Genomic DNA, 21,078 nt, shown 5'->3' on the forward strand with positions numbered 1-21,078 from the left:
GTGCGGTCGTACGCCGCGGTCGACCTCGGCGCGTCCAGCGGACGGGTCATGGTCGGCCGGGTCGGCACCGACTCGCTGGAGCTGGCGGAGGCGCACCGGTTCGTGAACCGGCCGGTCCGGGTGCCGGAAGGGCTGCGCTGGGACATCCTCTCCCTGTACGCCGGTGTCCTGGAGGGGCTGCGGGCGGCGGGTGCCCTGTGCGGTGGACGGCTCGACTCGGTCGGCATCGACAGCTGGGCCGTCGACTACGGCCTGCTGGACGCCGACGGGGCCCTGCTCGGCAACCCGGTGCACTACCGGGACGCGCGGACCGAGGGCGTCGCGGAGAAGGTGTGGGCCACCGTGCCGGCGGCCGAACTGTACGCGGCGACCGGTGTCCAGTACGCGCCCTTCAACACCCTCTACCAGTTGACCGCGGCAGCCGGTTCGGCCCAACTGGGCCACGCCGAGCGGCTGTTGCTCGTCCCCGATCTGCTGTCCCACTGGCTGACCGGCGAGCAGGGCACCGAGCTGACCAACGCCTCCACGACCCAGCTGATCGACCCCCGCACGGGCGACTGGGCGTACGGCGTCGCCGCGCGCCTCGGTATCGACCTGGAGCTGTTCGCGCCACTGCGGCGGCCCGGTGACCCGGCCGGCGTGCTGCGCGCGCAGGTGCTGGAGGAGACGGGGCTGACCGGGCCCGTCCCGGTGACGGCCGTCGGGTCGCACGACACGGCGTCCGCGGTGGCGGCCGTGCCGGCGACCGGGGAGCGGTTCGCGTACATCTGCACCGGCACCTGGTCGCTGGCCGGTCTGGAGCTGGACGCGCCCGTGCTCACCGAGGAGAGCCGGGCCGCCAACTTCACCAACGAGCTGGGGCTGGACGGCACGGTCCGGTATCTGCGCAACATCATGGGGCTGTGGCTGCTCCAGGAGTGCGTACGGGCCTGGGGCGACCCGGAGCTGGGTGCCCTGCTGCGGGAGGCGGCCGCCGCTCCCGCGCTGCGGTCGGTGGTGGACGCGGGGGACGCCGCCTTCCTGGCGCCGGGGCGGATGCCGGAGCGGATCGCCGAGGCGTGCCGGGCCACCGGACAGCCGGTCCCCCGGACGCCGGGTGAGATCACCCGGTGCATTCTCGACTCGCTCGCCCTGGCCCACCGGCGGGCCGTCGAGGACGCCCAGCGGCTCGCCGGCCATCCCGTCGACGTCGTGCACATCGTCGGTGGCGGCACCCGCAACGCGCTGCTCTGCCAGCTCACCGCCGACGCCTGCGGGCTGCCGGTGGTGGCCGGGCCGACCGAGGCGGCCGCGCTCGGCAACGTGCTCGTGCAGGCCAGGGCGCACGGACTGGTCGGGGACCGGTCCGGCATGCGGCGTCTGCTCGCCCGTACCCAGCCCCTCACCCGCTACGAGCCGCAGGGCGGCGCGGGGCGGTGGCGGGAGGCGCAGGCCCGGCTCGCCCCGCGGTGAGCCGGGGTCTCCCCCGCGACCCGTGCCGGACGGCCTCCCCCACTACGCTGAACGCGTGTGGGTGGGACCGCAGCACTCATCCGATGATCAACCCCGAGGAGCCGCGATGCGTGTCGCACTGTTCCTGACCTGTGTCAACGACACGCTCTATCCGGACACCGGCCGTGCCGTGGTGAAACTGCTGACCAGACTGGGCGTCGAGGTCGACTTCCCGATGGCGCAGACCTGCTGCGGACAGGCCCACTACAACACCGGCTACCGCCATGAGGCCGAACCGCTCGCCCGGCACTTCTCCGATGTCTTCGGCGAGTACGAGGCGATCGTGACCCCCTCCGGGTCCTGCGGGGCGATGGTGCGGGAGCTGTATCCGCGGATGGGTGAGCGGGCCCGGGCGGAGGGGCGCGGGGACTCCCTCGCCACGGCCCTGGCGCCCGTGGTGCCGAAGACGTACGAGCTGACCGAGTTCCTGGTGGACGTGCTCGGGGTGACGGACGTCGGCGCGTACTACCCGCACACGGTGACCTACCACCCGACCTGTCACGGGCTGCGCGGGCTCGGGCTCGGGGACCGGCCGCGCCGGCTCCTTCAGGCGGTCAGGGGCCTGGAGCTGGTGGAGCTGCCGGGGGCGGAGGAGTGCTGCGGGTTCGGCGGCACCTTCGCCCTGAAGAACGCCGACGTCTCGGCGGCGATGGGCGCGGACAAGGTGCGCAACGCGCAGGCGACCGGCGCGGAGGTGCTGTGCGCGGCCGACAACTCGTGTCTGATGCACATCGGCGGGACCATGTCCCGGCTGAAGGCGGGCCTGCGGCCGGTGCACATCGCGGAGATCCTGGCGAGCACGGAGGACGAGCCGGCCGGCTCGCGCGAGGGGGCCGCCGTATGAGCGGGACCTTCGTCGGGATGCCCGCGTTCCCGGAGGCCGCGCACGAGGCCGTCAACAACCCGACCCTGCGCGGGAATCTGCGGCACGCCACCCACACCATCCGCGCCAAGCGGGCCAAGGCCGTGGCGGAGGTGTCCGACTGGGCGGAGCTGCGGGAGGCCGGCAAGCGGATCAAGGACCATACGCTCCGTCATCTCGACCGGTACCTGGTGCAGTTGGAGGAGTCGGTCACCGCGGCGGGCGGGACGGTGCACTGGGCCGCCGACGCCGACGAGGCCAACCGGATCGTGACCCGTCTGGTGAAGGAGACGGGCGAGTCGGAGGTCGTCAAGGTCAAGTCGATGGCCACGCAGGAGATCGGGCTCAACGAGGCCCTCGAGGCGGAGGGCATCCGGGCGTACGAGACCGATCTCGCCGAGCTGATCGTGCAGTTGGGCAAGGACCGGCCCTCGCACATCCTCGTCCCCGCCATCCACCGCAACCGGGGCGAGATCCGGGACATCTTCCGCAGCGAGATGAGCGCGTGGGGGCGCCCGGCGCCGGAGGGCCTCACCGACACGCCCGCCGAGCTCGCGGAGGCGGCCCGGCTGCACCTGCGGGAGAAGTTCCTGCGCGCCAGGGTCGGCGTCTCGGGCGCCAACTTCATGGTCGCCGAGAGCGGCACCATGGTCGTCGTGGAGTCCGAGGGCAACGGGCGGATGTGCCTGACCCTGCCCGAGACGCTGATCTCGGTCGTCGGCATCGAGAAGATCGTGCCGACCTGGCGCGACCTGGAGGTCTTCCTCCAGACGCTGCCCCGCTCCTCCACGGCCGAGCGCATGAACCCGTACACGTCGACGTGGACCGGTACGACGGACGGCGACGGTCCGCGGACCTTCCACCTGGTGCTGCTGGACAACGGCCGCACCGACACCCTCGCCGACGAGGTCGGCCGCCAGGCCCTGCGCTGCATCCGCTGCTCGGCCTGTCTGAACGTCTGCCCGGTCTACGAGCGGGCCGGCGGCCACGCCTACGGCTCGGTCTACCCGGGCCCGATCGGCGCCATCCTCAGCCCCCAGCTCCGGGGCACGGGCAGCGAGATCGACGCCTCGCTGCCGTACGCCTCCTCCCTGTGCGGGGCCTGCTACGAGGTGTGCCCGGTCGCCATCGACATCCCGGAGGTGCTGGTGCACCTGCGGGAACGGGTCGTGGAGGGCGGGCCGGTGACCCGGGAGGGCAACAAGGTGGTGCTCAAGCCCGCGAAGGGACACGCGGCCGAGCGGGCGGCCATGCGCGCGGCGCGCTGGGCGTTCTCCCACCCCGGTGCCCTGCGCGGCGGCCAGCGGCTGGCGTCCCGCACGCGCCGCCTGCATCCCCGTACCCTTCCCGGGCCCGGCAGGGCGTGGAGCGGCACACGGGACCTGCCGGCCGTGCCGGCGGAGCCGTTCCGGGACTGGTGGCAGCGTACGAACGGCGGGAACAGCGGCAAGGGGAGCGCCAAGTGAGCGACAGGGAAAGGATCCTGGGGCGGGTGCGCCGTGCGCTGGCCGATGTGCCGCGGGACGACGCGCCGTACGAGCAGGCGGTCCCCCGCGCGTACGTGCGCGAGCACAAAGGCCTGGGCGTCGCGCAGACGGTGGAGCTGCTGGCCGAGAACCTGGCGGACTACCGGGCGCTCGTGCACCGGTGCTCGGAGGACGAACTGCCGTCCCTGATCGGGCGGTTGCTGGCCGAGCACGGGGCGAGGTCGGTGGTCGTGCCGCCGGGGCTGGACGCGGGGTGGCTCTCGGCGACGGATGCCGACCGGGTCGAGGATCTCGCCGGGAGCACCCCGGACGAGCTCGACCGGGTCGACAGCGTCGTCACCGCGTGTGCGGTGGCGATCGCCGAGACCGGGACGATCGTGCTGGACGGCGGCCCGGACCAGGGTCGGCGCCGGATCACGCTCGTCCCCGACCACCATGTGTGCGTGGTGCGCGTTCCCGGGCAGGTGGTGGCGTCCGTGCCGCAGGCGCTCGAACGGCTCGATCCCGCCCGCCCGTTGACGTGGATCTCCGGCCCGTCGGCGACCAGCGACATCGAGCTGGACCGGGTGGAGGGGGTGCACGGTCCGCGCACCCTGGAGGTGATCCTGGTGGGCTGAGAGGCCGACGGGTGCCCTCGCGGGCCACCGCGACGGGTGCCCTCGTCGGCCGCCGTGCCCTCCGGGCCGCGGAGGTGTCAGGGCCGGCGAGCCCGGTCCTCACAGTTCCCTGGGCTGGAGGGGATCGATCGCCGGTCCCTGGATGACCCCTCCGTGGACGTCGAAGCGGGAGCCGTGGCACGGGCACTCCCAGGCGCGTTCCGCGCGGTTGAACGCGACCAGACAGCCCAGGTGGGTGCAGCGCGCGGAGACGGCGTGCAGCTTTCCGTCGTCGTCGCGGTGGACGGCGCAGCGCTCGCCGGAGACACGGACGACCGCGCCGTCGCCGGGGGCGATGTCGTCCACCGACGGACCGGACGGCGCCGGCAGCCGGTCACCGACGAAGTGGCGGGCCACGTCGGCCTGGTGCTTGAGGAACGCGGCGCCCTCGCGCACCACGGAGGCGATGCGGCGGGGGTCGTACAGCTCGCTCCAGGCACACGGGCGGCCGTCGATCCGGTCGGCGAGCAGACGGCCGGCCATGATGCCGCTGCTGAGGCCCCAGCCGCCGAAGCCGGTGGCGACGTGGACATGGTCGGTGCCGGGATGGAGCGGGCCGACGAGCGGGACGGTGTCGGTGGAGTCGTTGTCCTGCGTGGCCCAGCGGTGGGTCGGGGTCAGGTCGCCGAAGTGGTCCGTCGCCCAGCCGAAGAGGCGGGCGAAGCGCTCCTCGACGTCGCCTCCCGTGCCCGGCGTGAAGTGCTCGCCGGTCACGACGAGCAGCCGGTGTGCGTCGTCCAGGGGCGCGGTGCGCAGGGAGCGGGTGTTCCGCTCGGGGGTGATGTACATGCCGCGCGGAGCCTCGGCGGCGTCGACGGGGGCGGCCACGACCAGTTCGCGGCGCGGGGAGAGCCGGCTGAAGAGCAGGGCCCGGTCGAAGACGGGGTAGTGCGTGGCGACGACCACGTGCCGGGCGGTCACCGTCGTCGCGGACGCGGGCGAGCGTGCGGTCAGCACGCAGGGCTCGCCCTCCACGAGGTCCGTGACCCGGGTGTACTCGTGGATCGTGCCGCCGAGCCGCCGGATGCCGTCGGCGACGGCCAGCAGGTACTTGCGCGGGTGGAACTGGGCCTGGCCGGCGACCCGCACCGCGCCCGAGACGGGGAACGGCAGCTCCGTCTCGGTCACGAACTCGGCCGGCAGTCCGGCCTCCCGCGCGGCCTCCGCCTCGGCCCGCAGGTCATCGGCCCGGGCGGGATCCTCGGCGTACGTGTAGGCGGCGGTCTCCTCCCAGTCGCAGTCGGCGCCGAGCAGGTCCGTGATCTCCTTGGCCCGGCGGACGGCCTCGGTCTGCGATCGGGCGTAGAGCCGGGCCGCCTCCGGGCCCCGGGTGCGGCGCAGCCGGTCGTAGACGAGGGTGTGCAGGGCGGTCAGTTTGGCGGTGGTGTGGCCGGTGACGCCGGCCGCGATCCGCCCGGCCTCCAGGACGGCCACCGAGTGACCGCCCCGGGCCAGCTCCCACGCCGTACTCAGTCCGGCGATCCCCGCGCCGACGACGGCGACGTCGACGGTGAGCGGCCCCTCCGGTGGCGGTGCCGGATTCCCGGGCGGGGCACTCTGCAGCCAGTACGACCCGTGAAGACGCGCCTGCTGATCCATGCGCCCCGAGTTCCCGCGACCGCCCGGGTCACACGGCGGGGCGGGAGGGACGCGCGGGCCAGGAGGGAGAGGCGTGAGGGCCGGGCAAGAGAGACACGCGGGCCGGGCAGGAGAGACACGCGGGCCGGGCGGGAGAGGCGCGAGGGCCGGGCGGGAGAGGCGCAAGGGCCGGGCGCGGCACTCGCGGGCCGGGCGGGGGAGGCGCGCGGGCCGGGCGTTCGCCCGCCCTACCGGTGCGGTTCGGACGCGCTGATGTCGACGAGCGCGGATTCCGTGTCGCGTTCGACGGCCGGGTCTCCCAGGGCGAGGGTGCCGGCCGGGTGGCCCTCCTCGACGACGCACGGGGCCGGCGGCGCACGGCGTGCTCGCGCCTCAGCCGGACCCACGTCCAGGCCGTCGTCGGAAGCCCACGGTGACCAGGCCGTCGCCGCGGGCACCGGCGACCGCGCAGCCGCTCGCCGTCGGCCACCAGGACGGCCCCGATTCCCTGCGGGCGGGAAGCGGGCCGCGGCCTCCGCCGCGGTCAGGAGTACGTCAGCGCGCTGCCGTACCGCAGCGCGTACTGGGCGGCCCGCAGGTACACCGCCGTGTAGAACGCGGTGGGGAGGTCGTCGGCCCACGGGCCAGGGCGGGTCGCCGCGGCCTTCTCCGCCTCGCCCTCCAGGAACCACACGGTCAGTTCGAGGTCGCCGAAGGTCGCCGGTATCAGGTCCAGGGGCAGGCCGAGCGCTCCGGCGAGCCGCTCGGCGAGGGCGAGGACGTACGGCGCTCCGACGACCAGCGTCTCGTCCGTGTACGCCGAGCCGACGGGCAGCAGGACGCCCTCCTCCAGGGCGAACGGGACCAGGAGCGACCAGCTGAGCAGGTCGTGCCGCTCCTCGGGCGTCAGCCGCTCCCTGCACAGCGCGTCGAAGCCGTCCATCGGCGGGCTCATCTTCTCCTCGAACCAGCCCGGGGCCTGCGGGCCCTTCGGCCGGTACGGCGGCAGCCCGCGCCGCTCCAGCTCCGTGTTCAGCGCCGAGGCGAGGTCTCCGTGACCGTCCTCCCCCGCCGTCGACCAGTCCTGCGCGCTCACGCTCACGAGATACACACCCATGAGCGCACCGTAGCCGCCGCCACTGACAACATCGACAAGAGCACTGAACAAGCGCTTAGATATGTGCCCGGACCCGCCCACCGCGATCGACTGCCGGAGGCCCACGTTGTTCTCATCCGTCGACGAAGTCTCCGCGCGCCTCGCCGAGACCGGCTATCTCGCCTCCCCCGCCGTCGCCACGACCGTCTTCCTCGCCGACCGGCTCGGCAAGCCGCTGCTCGTGGAGGGCCCGGCCGGGGTCGGCAAGACGGAACTCGCCAAGGCCGTCGCACAGGTGGCGGGAGCCCGGCTGGTGCGGCTGCAGTGCTACGAGGGCGTGGACGAGTCCCGGGCGCTGTACGAGTGGAACCACGCCAAGCAGCTGCTGCGCATCAGCGCCGGCCGCGACGAGACGTGGGACGAGACCCGCACGGACATCTTCAGCGAGGAGTTCCTGCTCCCGCGCCCGCTGCTGACCGCGATCCGCGGCGACGAGCCGACGGTGCTGCTGATCGACGAGACCGACAAGGCCGACGTCGAGGTGGAGGGCCTGCTCCTCGAAGTGCTCAGCGACTTCCAGGTCACCGTCCCGGAGCTGGGCACGATCACCGCGACACGTCGGCCCTTCGTCGTCCTCACCTCCAACGCGAGCCGCGAGCTGTCCGAGGCACTGCGCCGCCGCTGCCTGTTCCTGCACATCGGCTTCCCCGACGAGGAGCTGGAGCGCAGGATCGTCCGCCTGAAGGTGCCCGGCATCGACGCGGCCCTGGCCGACTCGGTGGTCCGGGTGATCGCCGCGCTGCGGGCGATGGACCTGCGCAAGGCGCCGTCGGTCGCCGAGACCGTCGACTGGGCGCGCACCCTGCTCGCGCTCGGCGCCACCACCCTCGACGAGACCGTCGTCCGCGACAGTCTGGGCGTGATCCTCAAGCACCAGGACGACGTCCTGAAGGCCGGGGCCAAGCTCGACCTGGACGCCGTGTGAACGGCGACGCCGCCGAGCGGCTGACCGGTTTCGTGGCCGCGCTGCGGGCGCACGGCGTGCGGATCGGCACCGGTGAGACCGTGGACGCGGCCGAGGCGGCGGCGGTGCTCGGGTTCGCCGACCGCGGGCTGCTGCGCGAGGGGCTCGCCGCGACGCTGCTGCACACGACGGACCAACGGCGCCTGTTCGACACCGTCTTCGACCTGTACTTCCCCTACGGCGTCGGCGCGCCCGCAGGCGAACCCGGCGGCCGGGAGGAACTGCGCGACCGGCTCGCCGAAGCCCTGGCCGTCAATGACCCTTCCCTGCTGGGCCGGTTGGCGATCGAGGCGGTCGACGGGCTTGGCGGCTACGGGAGTTCACCGGGGGCGGACGGCTGGTCGTCGTACCAGACGCTCGAACGGCTGCGCCCGCAGACGTTGTTGGCACAGGTGCGGGACGACATGCGCCGCCGGGGCGGTGCCGACGGATTCGCCGACCGGCTCCTGGAGGACGAGATCCGGCGCCGCATCGAGGCCTTCCGCGCTCTGGTGGCGGCGGAGACGCGGCGCCGGGTGGCGGAGCGGCGCGGGCGGGACGAGATCGCGCGGCGCGCGGTGGCGCCCACCGCCGACCGGGTGGACTTCCTGTACGCGGGGCGGGACCGGCTGGCCGAACTGCGGCGGACGGTACAGCCGCTGGCGCGAAAGCTGGCCACCCGGCTGGCCGCGCGCCGCCGCCGTGCCGCGCGCGGCACGATCGACCTGCGCCGCACCCTGCGCGGCTCGCTGTCCACGGGCGGGGTGCCGATGCGGCCCGTGCTGCGCCGACGGCGTCCGGCCCGTCCCGAGCTGGTGCTGCTGTGCGACGTGTCGGGCTCGGTGTCCGGCTTCTCCGACTTCACGATGCTGCTGGTGCAGGCGCTGCACGACCAGTTCAGCAAGGTCCGGGTGTTCGCCTTCGTCAACCGGGTCGACGAGGTGACGGGGCTGCTCCAGCGCGGTGCGGCCGACCCGGCGGGGCTCGGTGCCCGTATCCGGGCCGAGGCGCGGCTGACGGGCTATCACGGCAGCAGCGACTACGGTGTCGCGCTCGGCGAGTTCGCGCAGCGGTACGGCGGCGCCGTGGGCCCCCGCACGACGGTGTTCGTGCTGGGGGACGCGCGGACGAACATGAGCGACCCGAACCTGCCGGCGGTCCGGGAGATCTCCGGACGGGCCCGCCGCACGCACTGGCTGAACCCGGAGCCGCGTGCGCTGTGGGGCACGGGTGACTCGGCCGCACCCGAGTACGCCGAACTGGTCGCGATGCACGAGTGCCGCAACGCTCACCAGCTCGGCGTTCTGGTGGGCAGGTTGCTTCCCATCTGAGCGGACCGGCCTAGCTGCCCTGGGACTTGGCGTACTCCTTGGCCATCGATCCCTGGAAGTCGTAGACCACGCACTGTTCGTCGCCCACGACCCAGGCGTCATGTCCGGGCGAGACCACGAAGACGTCGCCGGGGCCCACCTCGGTCTCGCCGCCCTCGTCCATGGTGACGTGCATACGTCCGCTGACCACATAGCCGTTGTGGTGGATCTGGCAGCTGTCGGTTCCCGCTATCGGCGCCACCGACTCCGTCCAGCGCCATCCGGGCTCGAAGGTCGCCATCGCGAAGTCGAGCCCCGTCATGTGGACGGCTTCGATGTGTCCTCGGGGAAAGTCGCGCCGCTCGTCCGGCTTGTCGAGCGTCTTCACTTCCAGCATGGCGCTTCTCCCTTCCGGCCGTGTTGCGCCACGGCCCGGGCCGGCCCCCCGGCGGCCCTGGACGTCACCGGGAGAGGCCGCACCCCACCCCTCCATCGTCCGTCCGTCCACCCGGGGCCGCCATTCGGGCGATCCGCTCAGGAACCGCCGCCGCACAGCTCGGCGAAGCGGCCGGTGTCGATGTTGCCGCCGGAGACGATCACTCCGACACGCCGGGGCAGGGCGCCGACGCGCCCGGCGAGCAGGGCGGCCAGCGGGGTGGCCCCGCTCGGCTCCACGACGATCTTCAGCCGCTCGAAGGCGAACCGCATGGCGGCGCGGATCTCGTCGTCGGAGACCAGGGCGATCTCGTCGACGAGCCGGCGGTTCACCGAGAAGGTAAGTTCGCCGGGCGTGTGCAGGGCCTGGCCGTCGGCGATGGTGTGCGGCACCGGGATCTCGATCCGCCGGCCCGCCTCCAGGGACCGCTTGGTGTCGTCGCCGGCCTCGGGCTCGATGCCGACGATCCGGATGCCCGGCTGCAGCCCCTTCGCCGCCGTGGCGCTCCCCGCGATCAGCCCGCCGCCGCCGACGGGGGCGAGAAGCGCGTCCAGCTCCCCCGCCTCCTCCATGAGTTCGAGGGCGGCGGTGCCCTGTCCGGCCATGACGTGCGGGTGCTCGTAGGGCGGGATCAGCGTCAGCCCCCGCTCGGCGGCCAGGGCCTCGGCGATCGCCACCCGGTCCCCGGTGTAGCGGTCGTACGTCACGATCTCGGCGCCGTAGCCCTCGGTCGCCGCCCGCTTGGAGCGCGGCGCGTCCTCGGGCATGACGATCACCGCGGTGGTGCCCAGTTCGCGCGCGGAGAGGGCGACCGCCTGGGCGTGGTTGCCGGAGGAGTAGGCGGCGATGCCCCGGTCCAGCTGCCGGGGGGTCAGGCGGGAGGCCGCGTTGTAGGCGCCGCGGAACTTGAAGGCGCCGACCCGCTGGAAGTTCTCGCACTTGAGGAGCACTTCGGCGCCGACGGCCTCGTCCAGGGTGCGGGAGCGCAGCACGGGCGTGCGGTGGGCGACGCCCTTGAGGCGGGCGGCCGCGTCACGGACGTCGCCGAGGGTGATCGGCGGGGGTGTGGTCGTCACGGGTGTGCTCCCTCGGAGGTGTCGTGGGTTCGGGTGCCGCCGGGAACGACCGCCTCGCGCGCTCCCGTCCCGGCCGGGCCGCCGGCCGCCGGTGGCACGCCGCTCTCGCCCGTCGCAGCCCCGGCCGCCGGTGGTCCGGCCTGTGGCTCGGGAGTCTCGCCCGGCGTCGGTGTTCCGGCCGTCGACCTGGCCTGGGACAGGTAGTTGTAGGCGGAGGCGCGGGAGATGCCGAGGCGGCCGGCGACCTGTTCGACGGCGCGGCGCACGGCGAACACCCCGCGTGCGTCCAGGCCGCGGAAGAGCGCGAGGCGACGCGTCCGGTCGAGGCCGGCCCAGGTCTGGTCCTGGCGCCGCAGATGATCGTCGAGCAGGGCGTCCACGACGGAGTCGATGTCGTCGCCGAAGGTGGTCACCGGCGTCTGCTCCGGCCCTCCCGCGGTACCCGCGAGCGCGGCCAGCAGGCCCTGCACCCGGTCGACCTCGGTGACGTCCACGTTGACGCACAGGGCGCCGAACACCGCGCCGGTGAAGTCGCGCAGCACCATGGTGGACGACTTCACCAGCTTGCCGGCGCCGGTACGGGTGACGTAGTTCAGCTCGTCACGGGCGTCGTCACCCCGGGCGAGAACGCGCATGCCGATCTCACTCATCGCCCCGCCGACCGTCCGCCCGGTGACCGAGCCGGCGACGGCGACGACGGACCTCTCCGGCTGCCGGTAGTCGTGCAGGACGACCTCGCACACCGGCCCGAACGTCGCGGCGATCCCGTCCACGACGGGGGCGAGCGCGCGCAGGACGGCGTCCCGCTCCGCTTCCCTGGAATCCATACTCGATTAGACCATACGTCCAGAGGCTGGACCAGCAGTCCAGCACCCTCTCTCGGAGGCCCACCTTCCGTGGAACCGTCGATCAAGGGGTGGTGTGGCCAATTGCCGTTTCCCTAGGATGTGTTGTCAACCGCGACGCAGCGGGTCGCGGCTGGGAGCTGGGGGAAGACATGCAGTCTGGAAAGCCTCTGTCCACGAAGATCGATGCCACGGTTCCGACAGCCGCGCGCATGTACGACCACTATCTGGGCGGCAAGGACAACTACGCGGCCGACCGGGCCGCCTGCGAGGAGCTCGACAAGGTCGTCCCCAGCACCCGGGCCCTCGCACTGAACAACCGGCGCTTCCTGCAACGGGTCGTGCAGACCCTGACCCAGGACTTCGGCATCCGGCAGTTCCTGGACCACGGCTCCGGCCTGCCCACCCAGGACAACGTCCACCAGGTCGCCCAGCGCGTCGACCCCAGCGCCCGCGTCGTCTACGTCGACAACGACCCGATGGTCCTGGTCCACGGCCGTGCGCTGCTGGAGCAGGACGAGCGCACCACGGTCATCCACGCCGACCTGCGCGAGACCGAGGCCATCTTCACCCACCCCGACACCGAGCGGCTCATCGACTTCTCCCAGCCGGTGGCCGTGCTGTTCAACTCGGTCTTCCACTGCATCCCCGACAGCGAGGCAGACGGCCCGCCCGCCGTGGTGCGCCGGGTGGCCGAACGCCTCGCCCCCGGCAGCTTCCTGGTGATGTGCCAGCTGGTCAGCGAGGACCCGAAGGTACGGGAGTTCGTCACCGACTTCATGGACCAGGCCACCCAGGGGCACTGGGGCCGGGTGCGGGAGGAGAAGGACGTCGCCGAGTGGTTCGAGGGGCTGGAGATCCTCGAACCGGGACTGGTGGAGGTATCCACCTGGCGGCCCGACAGCGAGGTCGCCCCTCGCCAGCTGACGCAGGAGTGGATCGAGTTCGGCGGCGTCGGCCGGCTGCGCTGACCCACCGGGCCGGCCCGGGTCACACCGGCCCGGCCCGGCCGTCAGGCGTACCGCTGCCGTATGGTCCCTTCGATCAGCCCGAGGGACTCGCGCGGCTGGAGCGCCTGGTCGGCCAGCCGGTCCAGGGCGACCCGGTACTCCTCCGTCTCGTCCCGGTCCTCCAGGAACGTCGCGCTCCTGATCTGCTCCAGATAGACGACGTCGGGCAGATCGGCGCCACCGAAGCGCAGGTAGGTGACGGGTATGGCCGGCGCGGAGGCGTGTGTGACGTCCAACGGGACGATCTGCACGGTGATATGGGGCAGCCGGGCCAGCTCCACGAGGTGCTCGAGCTGTTCCCTCATCACCTCGCGGCCGCCCAGGACGCGCAGGAGCACCGACTCGTCGAGGATCGCCCACACCCGTGGGGCGTCGGCGCGGTGCAGCAGTTGGGCTCGCCGGGTCCGCAGCTCCACCCGGCGCTCCACCTCGCGGGCCGAGGCCGAGGGCAGCCCGCGTTCCACGACCGCGCGGGTGTAGGCGGGGGTCTGCAACAGGCCCGGCACGTACTGGATCTCGAACGTACGGATCGCGGTCGCCGCCTCCTGAAGTCCGACCAGCCGGTCGAACCACTCGGGCATCAGCCGTTTGTCGTACCGCTGCCACCAGCCCGGCTCACCCGCCTGCCGCAGCAACCGCAGCAGCACGGAGGCCTCGTGCTCGTCCGCGCCGTACAGCGTCAGGAGCGCGCGGACGTCCGCCTCCGTCGGGGGACGGCGTCCCTTGCCCGCCTCGATGCGCGACAGCTTCGCCGGACTGAAGCGCACGGCACGCGCGGCCTGGTCCTGGGCGAGGCCGGCGTCCTCCCGCATACCGGCGAGCTGGACCCCGACCAGCATCTTGAGCAAGGTCGGGGCGGGCTCGGCCCGGTTCAGATACGGTTCGAGGCGGGAGACTCGAGGTGACTCGGCAGACATCCTGTGACTCCCCACGGACCGGCGGACGACAGAGCCCATTATCGCATCCTCCGGCCTGCAACCCTATGGAGCACGGGAATTGAACCGTGCGGCGTGCCGGACGACACCCTCACAGCAGGTGGTCGAACTCGCCGTCCTTCGCCCCGGCCAGGAACGCCGCCACCTCGGCCGGCGTGTAGACCAGGGCCGGCCCTTCGGGGTCGCGGGAGTTGCGCATCGCCACACCTCCCCCGCCCAGCGCCGCGACCTCGACGCAGTTGCCCTCCGCGTTGCTGTGACTGCTCTTGACCCAGCGGACGCCCAGCGAGCTCGCCCGCACTCCGTTCGGCACTGGACCCGGCACGGACTCCGGCACTGCGTTCGGTACTGACGACACGGCAACTCTCCTCGCTCTTACGCGCAATTTCCCGTGAAATTGCACGAGGACATCGTCAGCGTGGATAATAACCATGCCGTCAAACGCACTTCCGGCCCGCCGTCCTGACCTCGCCTCAGGGAGATGCCCCGTGTCAGCACCTGCGCAGTTCCGGAGCCACGAGTCCGTTCGCGACTCGTCCAGAACCGCAATCCTGCACCTCAAGGGCAGCCGGGAGGGATTCGCCGAGGCACGGGACTTCACCCACCGCGCCCTCGACGCCTGGTCGCTGGAGCACTGCGTGGACGACGCGGTCACCGTGGTCACCGAACTCGCCGCCAACGCGGTGCTGCACGGCCTTCCGGACCCCTCGACGGACCAGTTCGACGTGCGGCTCAGACTGACCCTGCGCCGCGCGCACCTGATGTGCGCCGTCACCGACCCCAGCGACAGCCCGCCCCTCTGTCCGCACAGCGGCGACGACCTGCTGGAGCACGGCCGCGGACTGCACATCGTCGACGCCCTCTCCGAGCACTGGGGCTGGACCCGCCGGTCCCCCGTGGGCAAGACCGTCTGGGCCATGCTGCCGACTCGCACCGCCCCTTTGACATGACCGCCACGAAGAGCACCCCGCCCCTGAAGGACCTGGGACACGTCCCGTGGCCCGAGATCCAGGACGCCACCGGATCCGCGGCCGGCATCCCCGCCCTGCTCACCGCCGTCGCCCTGGGCGACGCCGACACCGCGAGGACCGCGCTCGGCCAACTGCGGCGCCGTATCTGCCGCTACGGCTTCGTCGTGGACCAGGCGACCGCCGCGACGGTCCCCTTCCTCTGGGAGCTGGTACGGCTCCCGCAGGTCACCTGCCGCGCGGACATACTGCGGCTGCTGAAGAGCATCGCGGACGCCCGCCAGTGGGAGACCACGGCCGAGGCGTACCCCAAGCTGCTGCGTCACCCGGGCAACCATGTGACCTGGGAGCGCGAGGCCCGCCGCGCCGTCCGCGCCCAGCGCGGCCTTCTGCAGGACGTCCTCAGGGACCGCGACAGCGAGATCGTCGCGGCCGGCCGGGAACTCGCGGCGACGCTGAACGACTGAAGCCCGGGCCCCCGGTCGGCCCACCCGGCGCGCCCGACCGCTAGGTTGACCGCATGAGCAACCTTGACCGTGCGCCCGTGCCGAGCCTGTGCGGCGGGCGCGGATTCGTCGTCGCCGAGCCCGTCCGCGAGCTGCTGAGCCCCCGGAAGGTGAAGCTCGGCGAGTCGACCGAGGTGCGCCGGCTGCTGCCGAACCTGGGCCGGCGCATGATCGGTGCCTGGGCCTTCGTCGACCACTACGGCCCCGACGACATCGCCGACGAACCCGGAATGCAGGTCCCGCCGCACCCCCACATGGGCCTGCAGACCGTCAGCTGGCTGCACGAGGGCGAGGTGCTGCACCGCGACTCGACGGGCAGCCGGCAGACCATCCGGCCCCGGGAACTGGGGCTGATGACCTCGGGGCGCGCGATCAGCCACTCCGAGGAGAGCCCCAGGGCGCACGCCCGGTTCCTGCACGGCGCCCAGCTCTGGGTCGCGCTGCCGGACACCCACCGCCACACCGAGCCCCGCTTCGAACACCACGCCGAACTGCCGACGGTCACCGCTCCCGGCCTCACGGCGACCCTGATCCTGGGCGACCTCGACGGCTCGCGCTCCCCCGGAACGGCGTACACCCCGATCGTGGGCGCCGACCTCGCCCTCGCCCACGGGACGGACGTACGGCTGCCGCTCGTGCCCGACTTCGAGTACGGCGTGCTGTCGATGTCCGGCGAGGTGCACGTCGACGGAGTGCCGGTGCTGCCGGGCTCGATGCTCTACCTCGGCTGCGGCCGCACCGAACTGCCGCTGCGGGCCGAGTCCGACGCCGGCCTCATGCTCCTCGGCGGTGAGCCGTTCGAGGAGGAGCTGATCATGTGGTGGAACTTCGTCGGCCGGACCCAGGCCGAGATCGAACAGGCCCGCCAGGACTGGATGACGGGCACGCGGTTCGGCGAGGTGCGGGGCTACGACGGGGCTCCGCTGCCCGCGCCGGAACTGCCGCCCACGCCGCTGAAACCCCGGGGAAGGACGCGCTGATCCGTACCTCTCCCGCCCCGCAGGGCCGGAAGCCGGCGAGAGGGTGTGGCGGCAGTGCGGCAGACCGCGGGCCTGGCAGGATGACGGCATGGAACGTGTGCTGGGAATCGGCGGATACTTCCTGCGGGCCACCGACCCGGCGGCCCTGAGAGCGTGGTACCGCGATCGCCTGGGCCTGGACCTGGATGAAGACGGCCTGTGGCATCCGCAAGAAGGGCCGACGGTGTTCGCGACGTTCGCGTCCGAGACCGACTACTTCGGGTCCCGCGCCCAGCACACCATGCTCAACTTCCGGGTCCGCGACCTGGACGCGATGCTCGCGCAACTGCGCTCCGAGGGAGCGGACGTGGCCGAGGAAACGCAGGACATGGAGGGTGTCGGCCGATTCGGCTGGGTCACCGACCCGGAGGGCAACCGGGTCGAGCTGTGGCAGCCCGCCTGACCGCGTCCGCACTCGGTCCGCCGTGCCTCACCCCGTGGCGTGCCGGGCGGAAGGCCGCTCCACGGCGTTGTCCAGACGGGTGACGACGGCCGGCGGCGCCGTCGGACAGCCCCCGGTGAAGGGCCGTACGGACCTCGACGGTCCCTGTCGGTACAGCGCCGCGCAGTACCCGGCCCGGTCGGCTCCGCTCGCTTATTGGTTTGCCACCGGCCGAACGGTCGGATAGGAAGCTTGCATGCTCAAAGGCAGCAAGGTCGGGCTCAGGGCCCGGCACGAGGACGACATCCCGATCCTTCAGGCCCACCTCCACGACGACGTGGTCACCCACTCGCGGGCCGCGGGCCGGCCCTGGCGGCCGATCACACCCGGCTCGAAGGACTCGCAGTTCGCGGTGGACGACACGGAGCAGCAGCACGTCCCGTTCTCCGTCGTGGAGTTGGACGGCGGAGAACTGGTCGGCACCGCGACGCTGTGGGACATCGACAACCACAACCGCTCCGCGCACATCGGGCTGGGGCTGCTGTCGTCCTCCCGCGGCAAGGGCTACGGCAGCGATGTGGTCGCGGTGCTGTGCCACTACGGTTTCGTCGTGCGCGGCCTGCAGCGGCTGCAGATCGAGACGCTGTCGGACAACGCCGCGATGCTGCGCTCGGCCGAGCGCAACGGCTTCGTCCGCGAGGGCGTGCTGCGCTCCTCCGCCTGGGTGATGGGCGAGTTCCTGGACGAGGTGCTGCTCGGTCTCCTCGTCCAGGACTACAAGCCCGATGCGCAAGGCTAAGGCCAGGGGCACCGGAGGAGGACGGTTCCCGGCGGGAACACCGGCGCTGACACCGGCCGCCCGCGCGTGACCGGCGCTCGCCCGGGCGAGCGGACTCGGCCGGTCAGGAACCGTCCGGGGCCGTCAGCAGGGACAGATGGGCGAGGTCCCCCGGCGGCGGCGTGGTGACCGACCACAGCGGGGCGGGGGAACCGTCGGCGATCGCGGCCGGGGCGTCGGTCAGGTTCATCCGCTCGCGCAGCCGGCCGTAGAAGTCCATCGGGCTCAGCCGGACGGCCCGCAGGCGGCGCGGGGCGGCGTACACGCCGACCCAGTCCCCCGGGTCGAGCACGCCGCGCAGCTGGCCGTCGATGCTGACCGCGGCCGGACCCGACCGTTCCAGGAGACGCAGCCCGACGGGCTCGTCGGGGGCGGTGACGACCGAGCGGTCGAAGGCCATGTGCGGGGCGACCGCCGTGAAGACGAGGGCCTCCGCACGGGGCGAGACGACGGGCCCGCCCGCCGCGAAGCTGTAGGCCGTCGAGCCGGTCGGCGTGGCCACGAGCAGCGCGTCGGCCGAGTAGGAGGCGAGGAGCCGGCCGGAGATGTAGACCCCGACCGACACCTGCCGGTCCCGGACCAGCTTCTCCACCACCACGTCGTTGAGCGCCGTCACGTCCAGGGGAATGCCCCAGTCCTTGTCGGCCTCGCAGTCCTGGCGCACCTGCGGCGGCGGCAGCAGGGGCCCCCGGCCGTACTCGATGAGGGACTCCATGCCCGACGGCACCTCCAGCCGGCGCGAGGCGCGCAGGGCGAGCAGCATGCGGGGGTCGACCTCGAACCGGTCCTCCCGCACCGCGTCCAGCGCCGCCCGCACCGCGGCGGCCGACACCTCCGTCAGAAAGCCCACCCGGCCCAGGTCGACACCCAGGACCAGGGCGTCGTTCGCGGCGGCCAGCCGGGCGCCGCGCAGGAAGGTCCCGTCGCCGCCCAGGGTCACCACGAGGTCGGGGTCACCCGCCGCCTCGAGCTCCGCACGGGCGGCGCGCCGCCCGCCGCCCTGCCAGACGTCGATGTCCGAGCAGTGCACGGCGTGCTCCCCGCACCACGCGCGGACCAGTCCGGCCGCTGCCACGGCCTCCGGACGGCCGCCGTGCACGACCAGGCCCAGCCGGTTCACTGTCACATCCGCCTCCGGACGATCTCGGTCACCAGGTGGTGGCCTCGGTGCGCAGCAGACCCAGGTGTCCTCCTTGCGAACGTAGTCGGTGGCCGGTCACGGCCGCCAGCCGGCAGGGATGCGCGGGGAGCCGTGTTCCCGGGTGAGGCAGGGCACCTCCGGCCGCCTTCGCCCTGGTCACCCGGCTGCCGGCGAGCTCGCCGCCGTCGACGCGCTCGACGTGCTCGACACCGGCGTCCGCGGCGGCCGGGCCGGCGGCGTCAGCCGTTGTCGTCCCCGTCACCGGTGGCGGTCTTGGAGAAACCGTCCTGCCAGGCGGCCTTCGCTCCGGAGTCGCCGATCCGGTACACGTCCACGACGGCACCCGCGGCGACCACGAGGGACAGCACCGCCGCCACGACGCGCACGACCGTCGCGGACCGCGACGCGGTGGACCGGGACCGCTTCCCGGGGGCCGCCTCCGTCGCGGCCCGCCCGCGGGTAGTCCACCAGATCACCGTCGCCAGCACGAAGAGGCCCGCGGCCCAGGGAAGCAGCCCGTCGCCGAGTGCGGCGTGCCGGCGCACCAGGGCGTTGCTGTCGACGTGCTCCTCCAGCCACTCGCCGGCCTCCGCGGCCAGGGGGACGCTCGCCAGCGCCACCAGGGCCAGCACGGGCAGCACGATCCCCATCCGTCTGGCGGCACCCGGCCACAGCGCGCCGGCCACGACCGCGAGCGCGCTCAGGGGAACGAGCACGATGACGAAATGCACGATCAGGATGTGTGCGGGCAGACCGTTGACCACGGTGAGGCTCATCGAATCTTCCTTCAGAAGGCGGAACTGAGGAATCGGCGCTCGCACGGTCGCCCGTGCCGGCCGGTGGGCGCGTCAGCCTTGCACAGGAAGTTCTCAGCTTCTTCTGAACCCCGTCTCCCTTGGAGGGTGGGGGGATTGACCGCGCTTTGCCTGGGAGGCAAATACCCCCTGGGGTATTTGACGTGCGTCTCGCGGCCGCCGTAGCCTCGCTCCAAGATACCCCCTGGGGTAATTGAGGAGGCAATCAAGTGGCTCGTCGAACACCGCAGGAGGCGCCCGGCTCTCTCGCGCCGGCTCCGGGCCGCCACCGCGTCGTCGTCGTCGGCGGCGGCAGCGCCGGCGTCAGCGTCGCCGCCCGCCTGCGCCGCGCCGGCGTCACCGACATCACCCTGGTCGAACCGTCCGACACCCACTGGTACCAGCCCCTGTGGACCCTTGTCGGCGGGGGCCAGGCACCCCTGCGCACCACACGCCGCCCCCAGGGTTCCGTCATACCCGACGGGGTGCGGTGGCTGCGAGGCCGCGCCGTGGCCGTCGACCCCGAGGAACGCACGGTGACCTTGTCCGGCGGTGCCGAACTCCCCTACGAGCACCTGGTCATGGCGCCCGGTCTCCAACTCGACTGGGACGGTGTGCCGGGCCTGGCCGAGGCCGTCGGACACGGCAGGGTGAGCAGCAACTACGCGCCCGAGTACGCCCCGCGCACCTGGGAGCTGATCAGAGGGATGCGCTCCGGCACCGCCGTCTTCACCCATCCCGCCACCCCGCTGAAGTGCGGCGGCGCCCCGCAGAAGATCGCCTACCTGGCGGCCGACCACTGGCGCAGGCAGAAGGTCCTCGGTGACATCCGGATCGTTCTCGTCATCCCCGACGCGGCCCTGTTCAAGGTGCCCGCGTGGTCACAGGTCCTGGAGAAGGTGGCCGCCCGATACGGCATCGAGGTGCGTCTGCGCTCGGAGATGACCGCCGTCGACGGCGACGCCCGCGAGATCACCGTCACCGACCACGCGACCGGCACGGAGGAGACCATCGGCTACGACCTCCTGCACGCCGTGCCGCCGCAGAGCGCGCCCGACTGGGTCAAGGCGAGCCCGCTGGCCGACCCCGCGAGCGCCCAGGGATTCATCGCCGCCGACCGGCACACCCTCCAGCACCCGCACCACGAAAGCGTCTTCGCCGTCGGCGACGTCGCGAACCTGCCCACCTCCAAGACCGGTGCCGCGATCCGCAAGCAGGCCCCGGTGGTGGCCGGAAATCTGCTCGACGTCATGAACGGCCGGTCCCCGTCGCACCGGTACGACGGTTACACCTCCTGTCCGCTGGTGACCGCGCGCGACCGGATGCTGCTCGCCGAGTTCGACTACGACCTGCGCCCCACACCCACGTTCCGGCCGCTCGACCCCTTCAAGGAGCGGCGCACGATGTGGCTGTTCAAGCGGTACGGGCTGCCGCCGGTGTACTGGCACGGCATGCTCACCGGCCGCCTCTGACCGGCCGGCCCGGGCTCCCCCGACCCGGGCCGGCCTCCCTCGCCCTCGCCCCAGGCGGACATGCTTCTCGTCCGACACGGAGGTCAACCACCCATGTTCTTCACCCAGTACTACCTCGACTGCCTCTCCCAGGCGTCATACATGATCGCCGACGAGACCACCGGCAGGGCCGT

At 72.8% G+C, this 21,078-nt stretch carries 23 protein-coding genes; 13 read left to right on the plus strand and 10 right to left on the minus strand.

Annotated features, from left to right (window positions below; all coding sequences use genetic code 11):
* The 4 genes from ACFY30_RS37010 (at position 1) to ACFY30_RS37025 (ending at position 4,457) form a co-directional block, all read left to right on the plus strand.
* Complete coding sequence (locus ACFY30_RS37010; RefSeq protein WP_390849539.1) at positions 1-1,452, plus strand: rhamnulokinase family protein; 1,452 nt, start codon at positions 1-3, stop codon at positions 1,450-1,452.
* A gap of 106 nt (positions 1,453-1,558) precedes the next feature.
* Entirely contained in the window at positions 1,559-2,335 is a 777-nt protein-coding gene (locus ACFY30_RS37015) for a (Fe-S)-binding protein (RefSeq protein WP_390849540.1), read from the plus strand.
* A complete protein-coding gene (locus tag ACFY30_RS37020; protein ID WP_390849541.1) occupies positions 2,332-3,819 on the plus strand; it encodes a LutB/LldF family L-lactate oxidation iron-sulfur protein in 1,488 nt (495 codons plus the stop codon). Before ACFY30_RS37015 ends, ACFY30_RS37020 begins: the two co-directional genes overlap by 4 nt.
* Positions 3,816-4,457, plus strand: coding sequence for a lactate utilization protein C (locus ACFY30_RS37025; protein ID WP_390849542.1), 642 nt, complete (start codon positions 3,816-3,818; stop codon positions 4,455-4,457). The genes ACFY30_RS37020 and ACFY30_RS37025 overlap by 4 nt, the downstream gene beginning before the upstream one ends.
* A gap of 99 nt (positions 4,458-4,556) precedes the next feature.
* Here ACFY30_RS37025 and ACFY30_RS37030 read toward each other — a convergent pair whose 3' ends face one another.
* Together ACFY30_RS37030 and ACFY30_RS37035 are read right to left on the minus strand one after the other, a co-directional pair.
* Positions 4,557-6,095 carry an FAD-dependent oxidoreductase gene (locus ACFY30_RS37030; RefSeq protein ID WP_390849543.1) on the minus strand — a complete coding sequence of 513 codons (1,539 nt, stop codon included), beginning with the start codon at positions 6,093-6,095 and terminating at the stop codon, positions 4,557-4,559.
* Positions 6,096-6,618: 523 nt separating this feature from the next.
* Positions 6,619-7,191, minus strand: a complete 573-nt coding sequence (locus ACFY30_RS37035) for a hypothetical protein (protein ID WP_390849544.1) — start codon at positions 7,189-7,191, stop codon at positions 6,619-6,621.
* Positions 7,192-7,297: 106 nt separating this feature from the next.
* On the opposite strand from ACFY30_RS37035, the gene ACFY30_RS37040 reads away from it, so the two are divergent.
* Positions 7,298-8,155 carry an AAA family ATPase gene (locus ACFY30_RS37040; RefSeq protein ID WP_390849545.1) on the plus strand — a complete coding sequence of 286 codons (858 nt, stop codon included), beginning with the start codon at positions 7,298-7,300 and terminating at the stop codon, positions 8,153-8,155.
* A complete protein-coding gene (locus ACFY30_RS37045; protein ID WP_390849546.1) occupies positions 8,152-9,504 on the plus strand; it encodes a VWA domain-containing protein in 1,353 nt (450 codons plus the stop codon). Before ACFY30_RS37040 ends, ACFY30_RS37045 begins: the two co-directional genes overlap by 4 nt.
* Before the next feature lie 10 nt (positions 9,505-9,514).
* Here ACFY30_RS37045 and ACFY30_RS37050 read toward each other — a convergent pair whose 3' ends face one another.
* From ACFY30_RS37050 to ACFY30_RS37060, 3 genes are all read right to left on the minus strand, one after another.
* Positions 9,515-9,880, minus strand: coding sequence for a cupin domain-containing protein (locus ACFY30_RS37050; protein WP_390849547.1), 366 nt, complete (start codon positions 9,878-9,880; stop codon positions 9,515-9,517).
* 137 nt (positions 9,881-10,017) lie between these two features.
* Positions 10,018-10,995 carry a threo-3-hydroxy-L-aspartate ammonia-lyase gene (locus tag ACFY30_RS37055; RefSeq protein WP_390849548.1) on the minus strand — a complete coding sequence of 326 codons (978 nt, stop codon included), beginning with the start codon at positions 10,993-10,995 and terminating at the stop codon, positions 10,018-10,020.
* Positions 10,992-11,822 carry a transcriptional regulator gene (locus ACFY30_RS37060; RefSeq protein WP_390849549.1) on the minus strand — a complete coding sequence of 277 codons (831 nt, stop codon included), beginning with the start codon at positions 11,820-11,822 and terminating at the stop codon, positions 10,992-10,994. Before ACFY30_RS37060 ends, ACFY30_RS37055 begins: the two co-directional genes overlap by 4 nt.
* Positions 11,823-11,992: 170 nt before the next feature.
* On the opposite strand from ACFY30_RS37060, the gene ACFY30_RS37065 reads away from it, so the two are divergent.
* A complete protein-coding gene (locus tag ACFY30_RS37065) occupies positions 11,993-12,811 on the plus strand; it encodes an SAM-dependent methyltransferase (protein ID WP_390849550.1) in 819 nt (272 codons plus the stop codon).
* A 41-nt stretch (positions 12,812-12,852) separates the two neighbouring features.
* On the opposite strand, the gene ACFY30_RS37070 is transcribed toward ACFY30_RS37065, so the two are convergent.
* Together ACFY30_RS37070 and ACFY30_RS37075 are read right to left on the minus strand one after the other, a co-directional pair.
* Complete coding sequence (locus ACFY30_RS37070) at positions 12,853-13,767, minus strand: helix-turn-helix domain-containing protein (protein WP_390849551.1); 915 nt, start codon at positions 13,765-13,767, stop codon at positions 12,853-12,855.
* Positions 13,768-13,876: 109 nt separating this feature from the next.
* The gene (locus ACFY30_RS37075; RefSeq protein WP_390657112.1) at positions 13,877-14,098 is read right to left on the minus strand and encodes a DUF397 domain-containing protein; all 222 of its coding nucleotides are present in this window, start codon (positions 14,096-14,098) and stop codon (positions 13,877-13,879) included.
* Between the two features lie 175 nt (positions 14,099-14,273).
* Here ACFY30_RS37075 and ACFY30_RS37080 point away from each other — a divergent pair, with 175 nt between their 5' ends.
* The 5 genes from ACFY30_RS37080 to ACFY30_RS37100 all read left to right on the plus strand — a co-directional run bounded on the left by ACFY30_RS37080 (position 14,274) and on the right by ACFY30_RS37100 (position 17,459).
* Positions 14,274-14,735 (plus strand): ATP-binding protein, encoded by a 462-nt coding sequence (locus ACFY30_RS37080; protein ID WP_390849552.1) that lies wholly within the window; start codon positions 14,274-14,276, stop codon positions 14,733-14,735.
* Positions 14,732-15,220 carry a hypothetical protein gene (locus tag ACFY30_RS37085; RefSeq protein ID WP_390849553.1) on the plus strand — a complete coding sequence of 163 codons (489 nt, stop codon included), beginning with the start codon at positions 14,732-14,734 and terminating at the stop codon, positions 15,218-15,220. Before ACFY30_RS37080 ends, ACFY30_RS37085 begins: the two co-directional genes overlap by 4 nt.
* 53 nt (positions 15,221-15,273) lie before the next feature.
* Entirely contained in the window at positions 15,274-16,239 is a 966-nt protein-coding gene (locus ACFY30_RS37090) for a pirin family protein (RefSeq protein ID WP_390849554.1), read from the plus strand.
* An 88-nt stretch (positions 16,240-16,327) separates the two neighbouring features.
* Complete coding sequence (locus ACFY30_RS37095; RefSeq protein ID WP_390849555.1) at positions 16,328-16,681, plus strand: VOC family protein; 354 nt, start codon at positions 16,328-16,330, stop codon at positions 16,679-16,681.
* A 235-nt stretch (positions 16,682-16,916) separates the two neighbouring features.
* Positions 16,917-17,459: a GNAT family N-acetyltransferase gene (locus ACFY30_RS37100; RefSeq protein WP_390849556.1), complete on the plus strand. Its 543-nt coding sequence runs from the start codon at positions 16,917-16,919 to the stop codon at positions 17,457-17,459.
* Between the two features lie 103 nt (positions 17,460-17,562).
* Here the strand turns inward: ACFY30_RS37100 and ACFY30_RS37105 are convergent, their stop codons facing one another.
* Genes ACFY30_RS37105 through ACFY30_RS37115 form a run of 3 tightly spaced genes read right to left on the minus strand, consistent with a single transcriptional unit; the run spans position 17,563 to position 19,415 of the window.
* On the minus strand, positions 17,563-18,624 hold the full coding sequence (locus ACFY30_RS37105; RefSeq protein WP_390849557.1) for an NAD(+)/NADH kinase: 1,062 nt from the start codon (positions 18,622-18,624) through the stop codon (positions 17,563-17,565).
* Between the two features lie 22 nt (positions 18,625-18,646).
* On the minus strand, positions 18,647-18,901 hold the full coding sequence (locus ACFY30_RS37110; protein ID WP_390849558.1) for a hypothetical protein: 255 nt from the start codon (positions 18,899-18,901) through the stop codon (positions 18,647-18,649).
* Complete coding sequence (locus ACFY30_RS37115; RefSeq protein WP_390849559.1) at positions 18,879-19,415, minus strand: DUF2231 domain-containing protein; 537 nt, start codon at positions 19,413-19,415, stop codon at positions 18,879-18,881. Before ACFY30_RS37115 ends, ACFY30_RS37110 begins: the two co-directional genes overlap by 23 nt.
* A 248-nt stretch (positions 19,416-19,663) precedes the next feature.
* On the opposite strand from ACFY30_RS37115, the gene ACFY30_RS37120 reads away from it, so the two are divergent.
* Entirely contained in the window at positions 19,664-20,905 is a 1,242-nt protein-coding gene (locus ACFY30_RS37120; protein ID WP_390849560.1) for an FAD/NAD(P)-binding oxidoreductase, read from the plus strand.
* The last annotated feature ends 173 nt before the right edge of the window (positions 20,906-21,078 follow it).

It is taken from the genome of Streptomyces sp. NPDC000345, from assembly GCF_042898825.1.
Taxonomy (GTDB): Bacteria; Actinomycetota; Actinomycetes; order Streptomycetales; family Streptomycetaceae; genus Streptomyces.